This is a genomic window from Streptomyces resistomycificus (assembly GCF_001514265.1).
GTDB classification, from domain to species: domain Bacteria; phylum Actinomycetota; class Actinomycetes; order Streptomycetales; family Streptomycetaceae; genus Streptomyces; species Streptomyces resistomycificus.
The window spans coordinates 608,308-624,465 of the sequence record NZ_KQ948988.1; the positions used below are offsets into that span (position 1 = coordinate 608,308).

Here is a 16,158-nt window from a genome sequence, read left to right on the forward strand (position 1 = left end):
GGGAGTGCCCACCTCGAACGAGCCGTGAAGGAAGGCACCGCGCGCTTGTGGGCGCGGCCAGGGCGCGATACACCGTACTCGCCCGTCGCTTGGGGCGGGCGGCCGTCGCACCCTGGGGAGTTGGTCATGAGCGTGACGAGTCGGTACCGCGAGGCATGGGAGGGCTTCTGGCGGGAGGCTCCCGCCGAACAGGGGGCCGTGTTCTGGGACGCCGAGCCGATCCTCACGGCCGGGGCCCACCTCGCGCTCTTCGAACCCCAGCTCGCCGAGCACGGCCTGCCGCTGGTGGACCTCGGCTGCGGCAACGGCACCCAGACCCGGTTCCTCGCCGACCGCTTCCCGCGCGTCCTCGGCGTCGACCTGTCCGCCGCCGCCCTCGACCACGCCCGCCGCGCCGACCCGGCGGGGCAGGCCACGTACCGGCTGCTGGACGCGGCCGGGAAGGGCGAGGCTCAGACACTGCACGCGGAACTCGGCGACGCCAACGTGTACATGCGGGGCGTCCTGCACCAGGCCGACCCCGACGACCGGCAGCCGCTCGTGGACGGGCTCGCGGCACTGCTCGGGGAGCGCGGCCGGGCCTTCCTGGTGGAGCTCTCCGAGGCCGCCAAGCCCGTCCTCATGGGCCTGGCGCAGGGGCCCGACGGCCCTCCGCCCAAGCTGGCGCCGGTCTTCCGGCACGGCCTCGCCCCCGGCGAGGTCGCCGACGAGGCGGTGCCCGTCTACCTGAACGCGGCCGGGCTGACCGTGCTGGCGAGCGGCGACCTGCCGCTCACCACCACCGAGTACCGGGCCGACGGCACCCGGATCGAACTGCCGTCGAAGTGGCTGGTGGCGGGGCGCTCCGTGTGACGCCGGTGGTGGCCGGGGCCGCCGGGAACTCCGGCCGTCGACGGATCGTTGTCAACTCACGGCATTGTCAGCGTAGTTGTTGTCGAAGTTGTCAACGAAGCCGACTCATGGAGGCCCCACCATGACCCCGCCCCCGCCCCCGCTCCGTCCGACCCGCCGTGCCGTGCTCGGCGGCGCCGCCCTGGCCGCACTGGCCGTGACGGCAGGCGCCGGCACGGCGGCCGCGGCCCCCGGCGCCGCCACCTGGCCGACCCGGTTCCCGCTCCCCGACGGCTGGCTCCCCGAGGGCATCGCCATCGGCAGCAGGCCGTACGCCTACCTGGGCTCCCGTGCCAACGGCGGGATCTACCGCACCGACCTGCGCACCGGAGAGGGCAGGATCCTCTTCGCGGGCGGCACCGGCCTGATCTCCGTCGGTTTGAAGATCGACCATGACGGACTGCTGTACGTCGCCGGGAACACCGGCGTGGCCCGGGTCCACGACTCCCGCACCGGCGAGCTCCTCGCCACCCACCGGCTCACGGAGGCCACCGGCCACTTCATCAACGACGTCGCCCTGCTCGGCGACCGCGCCTGGTTCACCGACTCCAGGGACGCGGCTGTCCACGGCGTCCCGCGCGGCGGCGGAAGCGGCGCCGTCCGCGTCCTTCCACTCACCGGCGACTGGACGCAGCTGCCCGACGTCAACAACGCCAACGGCATCGTCGCCACCCCCGACGGGCGCGGCCTGATCGTGGTCAAGAGCACGCCCGGCGAGCTCCACAACGTCGACCTCGCGACGGGCCGCACCACCAGGATCAGGCTGGTCGGCCAGGACACCGTCGTCAACGGCGACGGCCTGTGGCGTACCGGCCGCACCCTGTACGTCGTACAGAACCGCCTGAACCTGGTCAGCGTCTGGGACCTCGACAGGAAGGCCACCACCGCCACCCTGCGCAGGACGATCACCGACCCGCGCTTCGACGTGCCCACCACGGCCGCCCGCTTCGGCGACCGCCTCTACCTGGTCAACGCCCGCTTCACGACGCCGCCGACGCCCGAGACGACGTACGACGCCGTCGCCGTCCCCGTCTGAGCGGTGGCCGTCAGCCGGCTGAGCGGCCGCGACGGTAGGCCGCCCAGCCGGTGGCCGGCAGCGCGGCCGCGAGGGCGGCGACGGTGAGCACGGTGACACCGGCGGAGGTGAGGCTGCCGCCCGTGGCCGAGGTGCCGCTGCCGCCCGTGGTGGAGCCGGTCGTGGACCCGAAGGCCCCGCCCCCGATACCGCCGGAGGCGCCGCCCGTCGTCCCCGGGGTGCCGGAGCCGCCGGTGTCTCCCGTGCCGGCGTCGGTGTCCACCGGGTCCTGGCCGACGAAGGCGACCCGACGCCGGCGTCGAGAGGGGCCTCGACAAGCCCTTCACGCCCCTCACCAGCGAGGCCCTCGTCGCGGCCCGGCCCGACGTGATCCTGATGATGGACAAGGGGCTGGAGTCGGCGGGCGGTGTGGACGGCCTCGTCGACATCCCGGGGATCCGGGAGACGCCGGCGGGGGTGAACCGGCGGATCGTGACACTGGAGGACGGCGTGCTGCTGGGTTTCGGGCCGCGCACGCCGCTGGTCATCGACATCCTGGTGGACCGGATCCACGCCGGCTGAGGGTGAGGGCTTCCTGGCCCCTCGCCCCTGGCGCGCGTAACGTGGCGGAGCATGAAGATCCTGATCAGCGCCGACATGGAAGGCGCCACCGGGGTGACCTGGCCGGCCGACGTGCTGCCGGGCACGCCGCAGTGGGAGCGGTGCCGTTCGATGTTCACCTCGGACGTCAACGCGGCCGTGCTGGGGTTCTTCGACGGCGGCGCGGACGAGGTGCTCGTCAACGAGGCCCACTGGACGATGCGCAACCTCCTCCTCGAACAGCTCGACGAGCGCGCCGAGATGCTCACCGGACGGCACAAGTCGCTGTCCATGGTGGAGGGAGTCCAGCACGGGGACGTCGACGGCATCGCCTTCGTCGGCTACCACGCGGGCGCCGGAATGGAGGGCGTCCTCGCCCACACCTACCTCGCCAACTCCGTCACCGGCGTGTGGCTGGACGGCCTACGGGCCAGCGAGGGGCTGCTCAACGCCCATGTGGTGGCCGAGTTCGGAGTGCCCGTCGTCCTGGTCACCGGCGACGACGTGGCCTGCGAGGACGCGCTCGGATACGCCCCCGAGGCACTGAAGGTCGCCGTCAAGGACCATGTCTCCCGGTACGCGGCCGTGTGCCGCACGCCGGCCAGGACCGCCGCCGACATCCGGGCGGCCGCGAAGGCGGCGGCGACACTGGCGACCCGTCAGGAAGCGGTCCACGCCGGGCCGTTCACTGTCGCGCTGGAGTTCGACGCGGAGCATCTCGCGATGGCCGCCACCGTGGTGCCGGGCGTGGCCCGCACCGGCGAACGCAAGGTCGCCTACACCAGCGACACCATGTACGAAGGCATCCGTACCTTCAAGGCGGTCACCACGATCGTCTCCGCCGCGGTGGAGGAGCAGTATGGCTGAGCAGCAGGCCCTGGACGAGGTCGTCGAGTTCACCTCCGACCTCATCCGGATCGACACGACCAACCGAGGCGGCGGGGACTGTCAGGAGAGGCCGGCCGCCGAGTACGCCGCCGAGCGGCTCGCCGGGGCGGGCCTGGAGCCCACCCTGCTGGAGCGCACCAAGGGCCGTACGAACGTGGTCGCCCGGATCGAGGGCACCGACCCGTCGGCCGACGCGCTGCTCCTGCACGGCCATCTGGACGTGGTGCCCGCCGAGGCGGCGGCCTGGAGCGTGCACCCGTTCTCCGGGGAGATCCTCGACGGGGTGGTGTGGGGCCGGGGCGCGGTCGACATGAAGAACATGGACGCGATGATCCTCGCCGTGGTGCGGGACTGGGCGCGCCGGGGCGTGCGGCCTCGCCGGGACATCGTGATCGCGTTCACCGCCGACGAGGAGGCCAGCGCCGAGGACGGCTCCGGCTTCCTCGCCGACGAACACCCCGGGCTGTTCGAGGGCTGCACCGAGGGCGTCAGCGAGTCGGGGGCGTTCACCTTCCACGACGGCGGCGGGCGGGAGATCTACCCCATCGCCGCCGGTGAGCGCGGCACGGCCTGGCTGAAGCTCACCGCGCGCGGACGGGCCGGGCACGGCTCCAAGGTGAACCGGGACAACGCCGTCACGCGCCTGGCCGGCGCGATCGCCAGGATCGGCGAGCACGAGTGGCCGCTCAGACTCACCCCGACCGTGCGCGCCGCGCTCACCGAACTCGCCGCGCTCTACGGCATCGAGACCGACCTGAGCGACGTGGACGCGCTGCTGGACAAGCTCGGGCCGGCGGCGACACTGGTCGAGGCGACCGTGCGCAACAGCGCCAACCCGACCATGCTGAGCGCCGGTTACAAGATCAACGTGATCCCGGGGGAGGCCGTCGCCCAGGTCGACGGGCGGTATCTCTTCGGCGCCGAGGACGAGTTCCGCGCGACCCTCGACCACCTGACCGGACCGGGCGTGGAGTGGGAGTTCCAGCACCGGGAGGTGGCCCTGCAGTCGCCGGTGGACTCGGCGACGTACGCGAGGATGCGGGCCGCCGTCGAGGAGTTCGCCCCTCAGGGACACGTGGTGCCGTACTGCATGTCCGGCGGTACCGACGCCAAGCAGTTCTCGCGCCTCGGCATCACGGGCTACGGCTTCACACCGCTGAGGCTTCCGCAGGGCTTCGACTACCAGGCACTCTTCCACGGGGTCGACGAACGTGTGCCCGTCGAGGCGCTGCACTTCGGAGTCCGGGTACTCGACCGCTTCCTGCGCACGGCCTAGACACCCCTGGGGGACGAAGTGCGGACCTTGGCGTACGGATCGTGGCCCTCGCCCATCGACGCGGCGCTCGCCGCCGCGCACGACGGGCACCCCGAGTACGTCGGACTCGTCGGCGACGAGGCGTGGTGGACCGCGCCACGGCCCACCGAGGGCGGCCGGCGCACGCTGGTGCGGCGCACCGCCGACGGCACCGAGCAGTCGGTTCTGCCCGCGCCGTGGAACGTGCGCAGCCGGGTCATCGAGTACGGCGGACAGCCCTGGGCCGGGGCGACGGTCGAGGGTGAACCGCTCGTCGTGTTCGTGCACTTCGCCGACCAGCGTCTGTACCGGTTCCGGCCGGGCGCCGCACCGGAGCCGCTGACACCCGTGTCCCCGGTCGGTGGCGGGCTGCGCTGGGCCGAACCGCAGGTGCGGCCCGACCGCGGTGAGGTGTGGTGCGTCCTGGAGGAGTTCACCGGCGACGGCCCCGACGACGTGCGGAGAGTGCTCGCCGCCGTGCCGCTGGACGGTTCGGCGGCCCAGGACCGGGACGGCGTACGCGAACTCACCGACGCCCGCCACCGGTTCGTCACCGGCCCCCGGATCTCGCCGGACGGGCGGCAGGCCGCCTGGCTCGCCTGGGACCACCCCCGCATGCCGTGGGACGGGACGGAGCTGCTCGTCGCCGGGATCGGCGAGGACGGCACCTTCCGGGCGCCGCGGACCGTGGCCGGCGGGCCGACGGAGTCCGTCGCCCAGGTCGAGTGGGCGCCGGACGGGCGACTGCTGTACGCGAGCGACCGCACGGGCTGGTGGAACCTGTATCGCGACGGGCAGCCCCTGTGCCCGCGGGCCGAGGAGTTCGGCGGCCCGCTGTGGAAACTCGGCCACCGCTGGTTCGCCCCGCTGGAGAGCGGGCTCGTCGCCGTCGTGCACGGCCGCGGCGCCACCACTCTCGGTATCCTCGACCCGGAGACCGGCGAGGTCGTCGACGCGGCGGGCCCCTGGACCGAGTTCGCCCCCACCCTGGCCGTGCACGGGGACCGGGTGGTCGCCGTCGGAGCCAGTCCGCGCAGCGCCTACGAGGTGGTCGAACTCGACGCCCGCACCGGCCGCGCCCGGGTGATCGGCGACCCGCACGACGACGCCGTGGACCCGGCGTACTACCCCGAGCCGCAGATCCGCACCTTCACCGGGCCCGCCGGACGCGACATCCACGCCCACATCTACCCGCCCCACAACCCCGGCTGCGTGGCACCCGGCGACACGCTGCCGCCGTACGTCGTGTGGGCGCACGGCGGCCCCACCGGACGGGCCCCGCTCGTGCTCGACCTGGCGATCGCCTACTTCACCTCGCGGGGCATCGGGGTCGCCGAGGTCGACTACGGCGGCTCCGCCGGGTACGGCCGCGCCTACCGTGACCGGTTGCGCGAACAGTGGGGGGTGGTCGACGTCGAGGACTGCGCCGCCGTCGCGCTCGCCCTCGCCGAGGAGGGCACCGCCGACCGCGACCGGCTCGCCGTACGGGGCGGCAGCGCGGGCGGCTGGACCGCGGCGGCCTCGCTCGCCGGCACCGACGTCTACGCCTGCGGCACGATCATCTACCCCATTCTCGACCTGGCCGGCTGGGCGACGGGGGAGACCCACGACTTCGAGTCGCAGTACCTGGAGTCCCTGGTCGGGCCCTACGCCGAGGTGCCCGCCCGCTACGCGGAGCGCTCGCCCACCGAGCACGCCGACCGGATCACCGCGCCCTTCCTGCTGCTCCAGGGCCTGGACGACGTGATCTGCCCCCCCGCGCAGTGCGAGCGCTTCCTGGCCCGGATGGCGGGCAGACAGGTGCCGCACGCCTACATCGCGTTCGAGGGGGAGGGCCACGGCTTCCGGCGCGCGGAGACGACGATCCGCGCCCTCGAGGCCGAACTCTCCCTGTACGCACAGGTCTTCGGGCTGAACCCGCCCGGCGTCCCGACCCTGGAGCTCACCAAGTGAAACCACTGGACCGACCGTCGAGACTCGCCCCGGGCGCGCGGGTGGCCGTGGTCGCGCCCAGCGGGCCGGTGGCCGAGGAGAGGCTGCAGGCCGGGCTCGACATCCTGCGGGGCTGGGACCTCGACCCGGTGGTCGCCTCTCATGTGCTCGACGTGCACGGCGAGTTGCGCTATCTGGCGGGTTCCGACGCCGACCGCGCGGCCGACCTGCAGGGCGCCTGGTGCGATCCGTCCGTGGCCGCGGTGCTGTGCGCGCGGGGCGGATACGGGGCGCAGCGGATGGTCGACCTGCTCGACTGGGAGGCGATGCGGGCGGCGGGCCCGAAGGTGTTCGTGGGCTTCAGCGACGTCACCGTGCTCCACCAGGCCATCGCCACCCGGCTGGGACTGGTCACGCTGTACGGTCCGGCCGCCGCCGGCGTCGACTTCGTCAAGAACGCCCGCGCACAGGAGCATCTCCAGGCCACGCTGTTCGCTCCGGAGACGGTCCGCACCATCGCCTCGTCGGGCGCCGCCCTGGTCCCGGGACGCGCTCGGGGCATCACCCTGGGCGGCTGTCTGAGCATGCTCACCTCCGATCTCGGCACTCCGCACGCACCCGCCACCGCCCGCGGCGGGCTGCTCGTGATCGAGGACGTCGGCGAACCGGCGTACCGCGTCGACCGGATGCTGACGCAGCTCCTGCGCGCCGGCCGCCTCGACGGTGTCGCGGGCGTCGCGCTCGGCTCCTGGGCCGGGTGCGGCCCCTACGACGATCTGCGCGCCGTCCTCGCCGACCGGCTCGGCGGCCTCGGTGTGCCCGTGGCAGAGGAGTTCGGGTTCGGACACTGTGAAGGGGCGTTGACGATGCCCCTCGGGGCGCCGGCCGAACTCGACGCCGAGGCCGGCACGCTCACCCTCGACGAGCCGGCGCTGCGCTGAGCTCCCGCCGACGGACGGCCAAGGCCCCGGTCACCCGGAGGGCGGGATGCACCGTGCGGGACGGTGGCCGGGGGCTCACCCTGGTCGCATGAGCCCGAAGACCACCGGGAGCCGCGGCCGGGGCCGGGCCTGCGCGCCGTAAGGTGGCGAGATGCCGCACAACGTTTCCCCCTACCTGGCCGCAGGCCCCCGGGTGGGCATACGCCACTTCACCTACGACGACGGTGCCGAGTTCACCGCCCGCGCCCGGGAGAGCAAGCAACTGCACCAGCCCTGGCTCTTCCCGCCGGACAGCCTCAACGCCTACACCGCCTACGCCGGGCGGCTGATCGAGGACCCCGCGAAGGCGGGGTTCCTGGTCTGCGAGAAGGACGGCGGGGCGATCGCCGGGTTCATCAACATCAACAACATCGTCGAGGGCGGCTTCCAGTGCGGGGCGCTCGGATACGGCGCCTTCGCGCACGCCGCCGGGCGCGGGCTGATGCGGGAGGGCCTCGACCTCGTGGTCGGGTACGCGTTCGGGCCCATGCGGCTGCACCGGCTGGAGATCAACGTGCAGCCCGCCAACACCGCGTCGATCGCCCTGGCCCGCGGCTGTGGATTCCGGCTGGAGGGCTTCTCACCGGACATGATCTTCATCGACGGGGCCTGGCGGGACCACGAACGCTGGGCGATCACCGCCGAGATGCGGGCTTCCCGTTGATCTCCCGACAAGGTCGGGCCGGCCGCCAGGGGGCGTGAGGGGTTACTCGCCCCCGCGGTCCACGTACTCGTAGACCGCCCCGTCCGGATGCATCGCGATCAGGTTGCGGCCCGCGGGCGTGCCGACCGGTCCCGCGATGACACGGGCCCCCAGCTCGGTCAGCACCCGGTGGGCTTCCTCGACGTCCTTGACGGCGATCGTCGCGGCGACCTTGCGCAGCACCTCCAGCTCGGCCGCCGGCCCGCTCATCAGCAGGAAGCAGCCGACCGCGGCGACCTGGACGCCGCCGCGTTCGAAACGCAGGGCGGTACCGCCCGCCAGCCGTTCGTAGAAGGGGACCGCGGTCTCCAGGTCGTCGACGCAGACGCGCAGCGTGGCTCCCAGAATGTCCATGCGGACGAGCCTAGTTGGGGTGGCCGGGGCAGCGAGATCGTTTCACACGATTCCCCCCGCCCTCGCCCCGGACCACCGCGGGCCCGTGGCCGCACGGCGTTACGCGCAGGTGACTGCGGGTACCCGGCGCCCATGGACCGCTTGGATCATCTGGAGCATCTCGACAGGCATCTGGTCGACGAGCTGGCGCAGGTGGCGCGCGAGACGGTGCGCGACGAACTGCGCGAGCAGACCCGCAAGCAGCGCCGCAAGGCCATGCTCTACGGTGCGTCAGGAGCCGTCGCCCTGTACGCGGGCGCGGCCCTCGCGCTGGCCGTGGGACTGGCCCTCGCCCTCGCCCTGCCCGACTGGGCCGCCGCGCTGATCACCGCCGCGATCCTGGGCGTCGTGGCCTACGTCCTGCGCGGAGCCGCCCGGCCCCACGCCTCCCGTCCCGCGCCGCGCGGCGACGCCGACCTGCCAACCGGCGGTCCCGAGCGCGTCGTCGGCGGCAGTGCTCCGGGCATCCCGCCGAGCGGGCTCGGCATGCCGTACCCGCCGATGCCGCCCGTCGCGCCCGAGACGGCCAGGCCGGCGCCCGGCGGGTCCGCCTCGACGACACCGCGGCCCGACGACACCGATCCCGAGCAGCCGCACCACCGGGCGTGATGCGGGGTGCTCGACTTCCACCGGAACCGTCCGCCGTCCGAGCAGGGCGAGGTCGTCGTGGTGACCGGCGCCAGCGGCGGGGTGGGCCGGGCCACGGCCGTGGCCTTCGCCGCCCGGGGCGCCAGAATCGCCCTGCTGGCCCGGGGCCGTGAGGGCCTCGCCGCGGCGGCCGACGACGTGCGGCGCGCCGGCGGCGAGGCCCTCGTCGTCACCGTGGACATGGCCGACGCCAAGGCGGTCGACGACGCGGCCCAACAGGTCGTCGACGCGTTCGGGCACATCGACGTATGGGTCAACAACGCCTTCAGCGGGGTCTTCGCCCCGTTCACCGAGATCACCGCGGACGAGTTCCGGCGGGTGACCGAGGTGACGTACCTGGGCTACGTGTCCGGCACCCGGGCCGCGCTGCGGCACATGCTGCCGCGGGACCGGGGCTCGATCGTGCAGGTCGGTTCCGCGCTCGCCTACCGGGGGATCCCGCTGCAGTCGGCGTACTGCGGCGCCAAGCACGCCATCCAGGGCTTCAACGAGTCGCTGCGCTGCGAGCTGCTGCACCGCCGCAGCGGCGTGCGGACCACGATGGTGCAGATGCCGGGTCTCAACACCCCCCAGTTCGACTGGGTGCTGAACCGGATGCCGGGCCGGCCCAGGCCCATCCCGCCCGTGTACCAGCCGGAGATCGCGGCGCGGGCGATCGTGCACGCGGCCGGGCACGCGCGGCGGCGCGAGTACTGGGTCGGGGCGTCGACGGCGGCGACCCTGATCGCCAACGCCGTGGCGCCGGGACTCCTCGACCGCTACCTCGGCCGTACCGGGTTCGACTCGCAGCAGGACGAGCGGGACGAGCAGAGCGGGCGGCACGCGGCGGACCACGGCGCCGATCCCGCCAACCTGTGGACACCCTCGGACGGGCCGCGGGGACGGGACTTCGGGTCTCACGGACGGTTCGACGCGGAGGCCCTCTCCGTCAGCCCGCAGGACTGGATGTCCCGCAACCGCGGCCGGACGGGGGCCGTTGCGGCGGCGGTAGAAGGCGGTAGGGACAGGCGCCCGGGTGGTGGTGGGAGGGGTGCCGGGCCGGAGCGTCGCGGCACCCCTCCCACCACCACCCGCGCACCGTCGCTCAGTGGCCCTGCTGGAGCTGCGGCAGCACCTTCGTACGGTAGAAGTCGAAGAACCCGCGCAGGTCGGGGCCGATCTGGTTGACGTAGACCTTGTCGAAACCCGCGTCGGCGAACCGCTTGAGCTCCGCGACATGCTCGTCCACGTCGTCCCCGCACACCCGGCTGTCGCGCACCATGTCCTCGGTGACCAGGGTCTGCGCCTGCTCGAAGTGCTTCGGCGAGGGCAGCACCTGGCTCAGCTCGCCGGGCAGCTGCTCGTTCGCCCACAGACGGTGCACGGTCCGCACGGCCTCGTCCCTGTCGAGGTCGTAGCAGACCTTGGTGCCACCGCTGACGGGCTTCCCGCCGCCTCCGCCCTTGCGGTACTGCTCCACCATGGACGCGTCCGGCATCATCGTGATGAAGCCGTCGCCGACCCGGGCCGCCAGCTTGGTCGCCGCGGGGCCGAAACCGGAGATGTCGATCGGGACGGGCTGGTCCGGGACGGTGTACAGGCGGGCGTTCTCCACCGTGTAGTGCGTGCCGTGGTGGCTGACCTCCTCGCCCGTGAACAGCCGCCGCATGATCTGGATGGACTCCTCCAGCATCTCCAGCCGCACGTGGGCGGGCGGCCAGGCGTCCCCGAGGATGTGCTCGTTGAGCGCCTCACCGGTGCCGACGCCCAGCCGGAAGCGGCCCTCCGTCATCACCGCGCTGGTCGCGGCGGCCTGTGCCACCACGGCCGGATGGGTGCGCACGGTCGGGCAGGTCACCGCCGTCTCGACCGGCAGCGACACCGCCTCGGACAGGGCGCCGATCACCGACCACACGAACGGGCTCTGGCCCTGCTCGTCGTTCCACGGGTGGTAGTGGTCCGAGATCCACAGGGACTCGAATCCGGCCTGTTCGGCCATGCGCGCCTGCTCTATGAGCTCCGCGGGACCGTACTGCTCGCACGAGAGGAAATAGCCGTACTCGGGCATGGGGGATGTGCCTCCACGGGGTGGGCGGTCGGTTCGCCGACCGGGTTACCCGGCGCCCGCGGCGGAAACCGGCGCGGGGACCCGAACCCGCCGGACGTTTGGGGGCCCCGACCAGGGGGACGCGGAAGGCTCCCGAGGTACGCACCGGCCCCGGAGGCGAGCCGTGAGCCGACCCCGCACCGCCGTCGGCGCCGAGGTCGACCGAGCCCCCGATCCCGCCCCCACCCCCGCCCCCGTCCGGCACCCCGACGAACCCCCGCCGAAGGAGACTCATGAACACCCGTGAACTCGTCGAACTGGCCCAGCAGTTGCGCGTCGACAGCGTGCGTGCGTCGGCCGCCGCGGGCTCCGGGCACCCGACCTCGTCGATGTCCGCCGCGGATCTGATGGCCGTACTGCTCGCCCACCACCTCCGCTACGACTTCGACCGCCCGGCGCACCCGGGCAACGACCGCTTCGTGCTGTCCAAGGGGCATGCCTCGCCGCTGCTGTACTCCGCCTACAAGGCGGCCGGCGTGATCGACGACGAGGAACTGCTGACGTTCCGCAAGCTCGGCAGCCGGCTCGAAGGGCATCCGACGCCCAGGCGGCTGCCGTGGGTGGAGACCGCGACCGGCTCGCTCGGCCAGGGGCTGCCCGTCGGCGTCGGCATCGCACTGTCCGGCCGGCGGCTGGACCGTACCGGCTACCGGGTGTGGGTGCTGTGCGGCGACAGCGAGCTCGCCGAGGGCTCCGTGTGGGAGGCCGCCGAGCACGCGGGCCACGAGCATCTCGACAACCTCACCGTGATCGTCGACGTGAACCGGCTCGGCCAGCGCGGCCCCACCCGGCACGGCCACGCCCTCGACGCCTACGCCCGCCGCTTCCAGGCCTTCGGCTGGCACACCGTGGAGGTGGACGGCCACGACGTGGACGCCGTCGACCGGGCGTACGGCGAGGCCGCGTCCACCAAGGGACAGCCGACCGCGATCCTCGCCCGCACCCTCAAGGGCAAGGGCGTCACCGACGTCGAGGACCGCGAGGGTCTGCACGGCAAGCCGCTGAAGGACCCCGACGAGGCGATCGCCGAACTCGGCGGCCCGCGGGACGTCCGGGTGGCGGTGCACGAGCCGACGGCCGCCCGGATGCTGCACGCCGTGCGCGCCGGACACCTGGAACTGCCCCGCTGGGACAAGGGCGGCGACGACGTGGCCACCCGTGACGCCTTCGGGCAGGCGCTCGCCGCGCTCGGTGACGGACGCGGTGACGTGGTCACCCTGGACGGCGAGGTCGGCGACTCAACCCGCGCCGAGCTCTTCGCCAAGAAGCACCCCGACCGCTACTTCGAGTGCTACATCGCCGAGCAGCAGCTGGTCGCCGCGGCCGTCGGCCTCGCGACCCGCGGCTGGGTGCCGTACGCCTGCACGTTCGCGGCCTTCCTGACGCGCGCCTACGACTTCATCCGCATGGCGTCCATCAGCGGTTCCGGCATCAACCTGGTCGGTTCGCACGCCGGTGTCGCCATCGGGCAGGACGGCCCCAGCCAGATGGGTCTGGAGGACCTGGCGATGATGCGGGCGGTACACGGCTCGACCGTGCTGTACCCGTGCGACGCCAACCAGACCGCACAGCTGGTCGCCCGGATGGCCGGCCGGGAGGGCGTGCGCTACCTGCGCACCTCGCGCGGCGGCAGCCCGGTGATCTACGGGCCCGACGAGGAGTTCCCGATCGGCGGCAGCAAGGTGCTGCGCTCCTCCGAGCAGGACCGGATGACGATCGTCGCGGCGGGTGTCACCGTCTTCGAGGCGCTGGCCGCCGCCGACGCGCTGGACCGGGAGGGCATCCGGGTCCGGGTGATCGACCTGTACTCGGTCAAGCCCGTCGACCGCTCCACCCTGCGCCGGGCCGCCGAGGAGACCGGCTGTCTGGTGACCGTGGAGGACCACCACGAGGAGGGCGGCCTCGGTGACGCCGTGCTCGACGCCTTCGCCGACGGGCGGCCGGTACCGCGGCTGGTGCGTCTGGCCGTCCGTACGATGCCCGGTTCCGGCTCGCCGGAGGAGCAGCTGCACGCCGCGGGCATCGACGCCGAGTCGATCGCGGCGGCCGGCAAGCTCCTGGTGGAGGAGGCGGTCGTGCGGTGAGCGACGGTGACGTACGGACCGTACGGGCCGGTCGGCGCACGGTGGAGGTGCACCGGCCGGACAAGGTGCTCTTCCCCGGGGAGGGCGGCGCGAAGGAGTACACCAAGAGCGACCTGGTCGACTACTACCGGTCCGTCGCCCCCTTCATGCTGCCGCACCTGCGCGGCCGCCCGCTGATGCTGGAGCGGCACCCGGACGGCGTCGGCGGCCCCCGGTTCATGCAGAAGAACACCCCGGATAACTACCCGGAGTGGATCACCCGGGTCGAGCTGGCGAAGGAGGGCGGCACGGTCCGCCACACGGTGTGCGACGACACCGCCACCCTGCTGTACCTCGCCGACCAGGCCGCCCTCACCCTGCACCGCTGGCTGTCCCGCGTCGGCCGGGTCGAGCGGCCCGACCGGATGGTCTTCGACCTCGATCCGGCCGGGGACACGGCCGACGACTTCGAGGCGGTGCGGGAGGCGGCGCGGCTGCTGGGCGAGCTGCTCGACGCGCTGAAACTGCCGTCCGTGCTGATGACCACCGGCTCGCGCGGACTGCACGTGATCGTCCCGGTCGACGGTCACCACGACTTCGACGAGGTGCGTTCCTTCGCCCGGAACGTCGCCGACACCCTCGTCGCGGGCCACCCCGACCGGCTCACCACGGCCGCCCGCAAGAAGGAGCGCGGCGACCGGCTCTACCTGGACATACAGCGCAACGCCTACGCGCAGACCGCGGTCGCGCCCTTCACCGTCCGTGCCAAGCCGGGGGCACCCGTGGCAACACCGTTCGCATGGGCCCAGCTCGACGACCCCGGCCTCGACGCCCAGCGGTGGACCGTCGCCGACGCCGTCGACCAGGCCCGCACCGATCCGTGGGCCGGAGTGATGGCCAGGGGCCGCGCTCTCGGCCCCGCCCGGCGCCGCCTGAAAGCACTGGGTGGCTGACGCACGTACCGCCTCTGACCTGGTACGGAGCGCTCATTTCCTGAAGCGCGCCCGCACAAAGGTTTGACCGTCCGGCGAGCGGCCACCCGGAGTGAGAGGTGGCCATGGCGAACACAAAGAACTCAGGGGAATCACAGGGTTCACAGAATTCCCGCAAGCAAGAAGAAAAGGACACGGAGCGCGACGTGACGAACGACCGGCCGAACCCCATGGAGGTGCTGCGCCACGCGCGCACCCAGTTGGCGGAGCTGACCGGCATGACCGCGGAGTCCGTCTCGTCCTTCGAACAGACGGAGGACGGCTGGACGTTGGAGGTCGAGGTCCTCGAACTCCAGCGCGTGCCCGACACGATGAGCCTGATGGCGAGCTACCAGGTCGAACTCGACCCGGACGGCCAGCTCACCGGCTACCGGCGTGCACGCCGTTACGAACGCGGACGCGCCGACGCGCGGCAGGGCGGCCGCTAGGCCGCCGGCCCCGCACCGACATCCGTAACCCAGTCCACAGAGAAGGAGGCGCGGTCGGCATGACCGTTGTCCCGGCCCAGCAGAGCGGTGGCGGAGGCGGCTCGAGCGGCCTCTACGACGTCCTCGAACTCGTCCTCGACAGGGGTCTCGTCATTGACGCGTTCATACGGGTCTCCCTGGTCGGCATCGAGATCCTGAAGATCGACATACGGGTCGTCGTCGCCAGCGTCGACACCTATCTGCGCTTCGCCGAAGCGTGCAACCGGCTCGACCTCGAATCCGGGCCCAACAAGAGCCCCGGTCTGCCCGACGTCGTCGGCTCGATCACCGAGTCCGGCGCCCGCGGCAAGTCCAAGGGCGCGCTGTCCGGCGCCGCGGAGACCATCTCCGGCGCGTTCAAGGAGGCCCGCGAGGAGGGCCAGTCCCGGCCTCGGGCCCGCAAGTCCACGGCTTCGCGCAGGAAGGAGGAAGAGGAGTGAGCACGTACGTCTACGGCATCACCGCCGCGTCGCATCCTTCGCTGCCCGAGGGGCTTGGAGGCGTGGGTGACCCGCCCCGTCCCGTACGGGTCCTCAAGGAGGGCGAGCTGGCGGCGATCGTCAGCGAGGCCCCCGAGGGGCTGCGTCCCAAGCGCAAGGATCTGCTCGCCCACCAGAACGTCCTGAGCGAAGTGGGGGCCGAGGGCTGCATCCTTCCCATGCGGTTCGGCAGCGTCGCCCCCGAGGACAGCACCGTCACCCAGGTCCTCGCCGAGCGAGCCGACCACTACCTGGAACGGCTGCGCGCCCTGGACGGCAGGGTCGAGTACAACGTCAAGGCCATCCACAACGAGGAGGCCGTGCTGCACCGGGTGATGTCGGAGAACCCGGAGATCCGCGCCATGACGGAGGCCAACCGGCAGGCGGGCGGCGGCAGTTACGACCAGAAGCTGCACCTCGGTGAGATGGTGGTGTCCGCGATCAAGGCCCGGGAGTCCGAGGACGCGACCGACGTGCGGCACACCCTGGAACCGACCGCCGAGGCCGTGAGCGTGGGCCCCGAGTCCAGCGGCTGGCTGGCCAACCTCTCCTTCCTGGTGGGCCGCGACGACGCCGCGACGTTCCTGACCGCGGTGGACCAGGTCCGCGACGGCCATCCCCACCTCGAACTGCGCGTCAACGGCCCGCTGCCGCCGTACAGCTTCGTCGAACCGGATCCGAACGAGTCCGAGAGCGCCACGCTGGGCGTCGGGGCTGAGGAGTGACG

17 protein-coding genes and 1 pseudogene are annotated in these 16,158 nt (G+C 72.8%); 15 read left to right on the forward strand and 3 right to left on the reverse strand.

What is annotated here, in order from left to right; all coding sequences use genetic code 11:
* Positions 1–126 precede the first annotated feature (126 nt).
* Positions 127–852, forward strand: coding sequence for a class I SAM-dependent methyltransferase (locus AQJ84_RS02530; RefSeq protein WP_053190274.1), 726 nt, complete (start codon positions 127–129; stop codon positions 850–852).
* Between the two features lie 121 nt (positions 853–973).
* Entirely contained in the window at positions 974–1,927 is a 954-nt protein-coding gene (locus AQJ84_RS02535; RefSeq protein WP_053190273.1) for an SMP-30/gluconolactonase/LRE family protein, read from the forward strand.
* A gap of 10 nt (positions 1,928–1,937) precedes the next feature.
* Here AQJ84_RS02535 and AQJ84_RS02540 read toward each other — a convergent pair whose 3' ends face one another.
* Positions 1,938–2,189: a hypothetical protein gene (locus AQJ84_RS02540; RefSeq protein WP_053190272.1), complete on the reverse strand. Its 252-nt coding sequence runs from the start codon at positions 2,187–2,189 to the stop codon at positions 1,938–1,940.
* Positions 2,190–2,215: 26 nt separating this feature from the next.
* Here AQJ84_RS02540 and AQJ84_RS02545 point away from each other — a divergent pair.
* The 6 genes and pseudogenes from AQJ84_RS02545 to AQJ84_RS02570 all read left to right on the forward strand — a co-directional run.
* Positions 2,216–2,488, forward strand: a pseudogene (locus tag AQJ84_RS02545) (ABC transporter substrate-binding protein); the annotation flags it as partial.
* Between the two features lie 51 nt (positions 2,489–2,539).
* Positions 2,540–3,373 carry a M55 family metallopeptidase gene (locus AQJ84_RS02550; RefSeq protein WP_030040772.1) on the forward strand — a complete coding sequence of 278 codons (834 nt, stop codon included), beginning with the start codon at positions 2,540–2,542 and terminating at the stop codon, positions 3,371–3,373.
* Positions 3,366–4,670, forward strand: a complete 1,305-nt coding sequence (locus tag AQJ84_RS02555) for a M20/M25/M40 family metallo-hydrolase (protein WP_053190271.1) — start codon at positions 3,366–3,368, stop codon at positions 4,668–4,670. Before AQJ84_RS02550 ends, AQJ84_RS02555 begins: the two co-directional genes overlap by 8 nt.
* A gap of 18 nt (positions 4,671–4,688) precedes the next feature.
* Positions 4,689–6,641 carry a prolyl oligopeptidase family serine peptidase gene (locus tag AQJ84_RS02560; protein WP_030040770.1) on the forward strand — a complete coding sequence of 651 codons (1,953 nt, stop codon included), beginning with the start codon at positions 4,689–4,691 and terminating at the stop codon, positions 6,639–6,641.
* Positions 6,638–7,561 (forward strand): S66 peptidase family protein, encoded by a 924-nt coding sequence (locus AQJ84_RS02565; protein WP_030040769.1) that lies wholly within the window; start codon positions 6,638–6,640, stop codon positions 7,559–7,561. The genes AQJ84_RS02560 and AQJ84_RS02565 overlap by 4 nt, the downstream gene beginning before the upstream one ends.
* A 151-nt stretch (positions 7,562–7,712) precedes the next feature.
* Positions 7,713–8,264: a GNAT family N-acetyltransferase gene (locus AQJ84_RS02570; RefSeq protein WP_030040768.1), complete on the forward strand. Its 552-nt coding sequence runs from the start codon at positions 7,713–7,715 to the stop codon at positions 8,262–8,264.
* Positions 8,265–8,306: 42 nt separating this feature from the next.
* On the opposite strand, the gene AQJ84_RS02575 is transcribed toward AQJ84_RS02570, so the two are convergent.
* Positions 8,307–8,657, reverse strand: coding sequence for a VOC family protein (locus tag AQJ84_RS02575; protein ID WP_030040767.1), 351 nt, complete (start codon positions 8,655–8,657; stop codon positions 8,307–8,309).
* A gap of 132 nt (positions 8,658–8,789) precedes the next feature.
* Here AQJ84_RS02575 and AQJ84_RS02580 point away from each other — a divergent pair, with 132 nt between their 5' ends.
* Both AQJ84_RS02580 and AQJ84_RS02585 read left to right on the forward strand, forming a co-directional pair.
* Entirely contained in the window at positions 8,790–9,305 is a 516-nt protein-coding gene (locus tag AQJ84_RS02580; protein WP_030040765.1) for a phage holin family protein, read from the forward strand.
* A gap of 6 nt (positions 9,306–9,311) precedes the next feature.
* Complete coding sequence (locus tag AQJ84_RS02585) at positions 9,312–10,511, forward strand: SDR family oxidoreductase (RefSeq protein WP_078631934.1); 1,200 nt, start codon at positions 9,312–9,314, stop codon at positions 10,509–10,511.
* Here AQJ84_RS02585 and AQJ84_RS02590 read toward each other — a convergent pair.
* Complete coding sequence (locus AQJ84_RS02590) at positions 10,429–11,391, reverse strand: LLM class F420-dependent oxidoreductase (protein WP_030040761.1); 963 nt, start codon at positions 11,389–11,391, stop codon at positions 10,429–10,431. The two genes, AQJ84_RS02585 and AQJ84_RS02590, sit on opposite strands and share 83 nt — an antisense overlap.
* A 212-nt stretch (positions 11,392–11,603) precedes the next feature.
* On the opposite strand from AQJ84_RS02590, the gene AQJ84_RS02595 reads away from it, so the two are divergent.
* The 5 genes from AQJ84_RS02595 (at position 11,604) to AQJ84_RS02615 (ending at position 16,156) form a co-directional block, all read left to right on the forward strand.
* Positions 11,604–13,514, forward strand: coding sequence for a transketolase (locus tag AQJ84_RS02595; RefSeq protein WP_225889068.1), 1,911 nt, complete (start codon positions 11,604–11,606; stop codon positions 13,512–13,514).
* Positions 13,511–14,446 (forward strand): non-homologous end-joining DNA ligase, encoded by a 936-nt coding sequence (ligD, locus tag AQJ84_RS02600; RefSeq protein ID WP_030040759.1) that lies wholly within the window; start codon positions 13,511–13,513, stop codon positions 14,444–14,446. The genes AQJ84_RS02595 and ligD overlap by 4 nt, the downstream gene beginning before the upstream one ends.
* Positions 14,447–14,550: 104 nt before the next feature.
* Positions 14,551–14,913, forward strand: a complete 363-nt coding sequence (locus AQJ84_RS02605) for a gas vesicle protein GvpO (RefSeq protein WP_030040758.1) — start codon at positions 14,551–14,553, stop codon at positions 14,911–14,913.
* A 59-nt stretch (positions 14,914–14,972) separates the two neighbouring features.
* A complete protein-coding gene (locus AQJ84_RS02610; RefSeq protein WP_030040757.1) occupies positions 14,973–15,392 on the forward strand; it encodes a gas vesicle structural protein GvpA in 420 nt (139 codons plus the stop codon).
* A complete protein-coding gene (locus AQJ84_RS02615; RefSeq protein WP_030040756.1) occupies positions 15,389–16,156 on the forward strand; it encodes a GvpL/GvpF family gas vesicle protein in 768 nt (255 codons plus the stop codon). Before AQJ84_RS02610 ends, AQJ84_RS02615 begins: the two co-directional genes overlap by 4 nt.
* Positions 16,157–16,158: the final 2 nt, after the last annotated feature.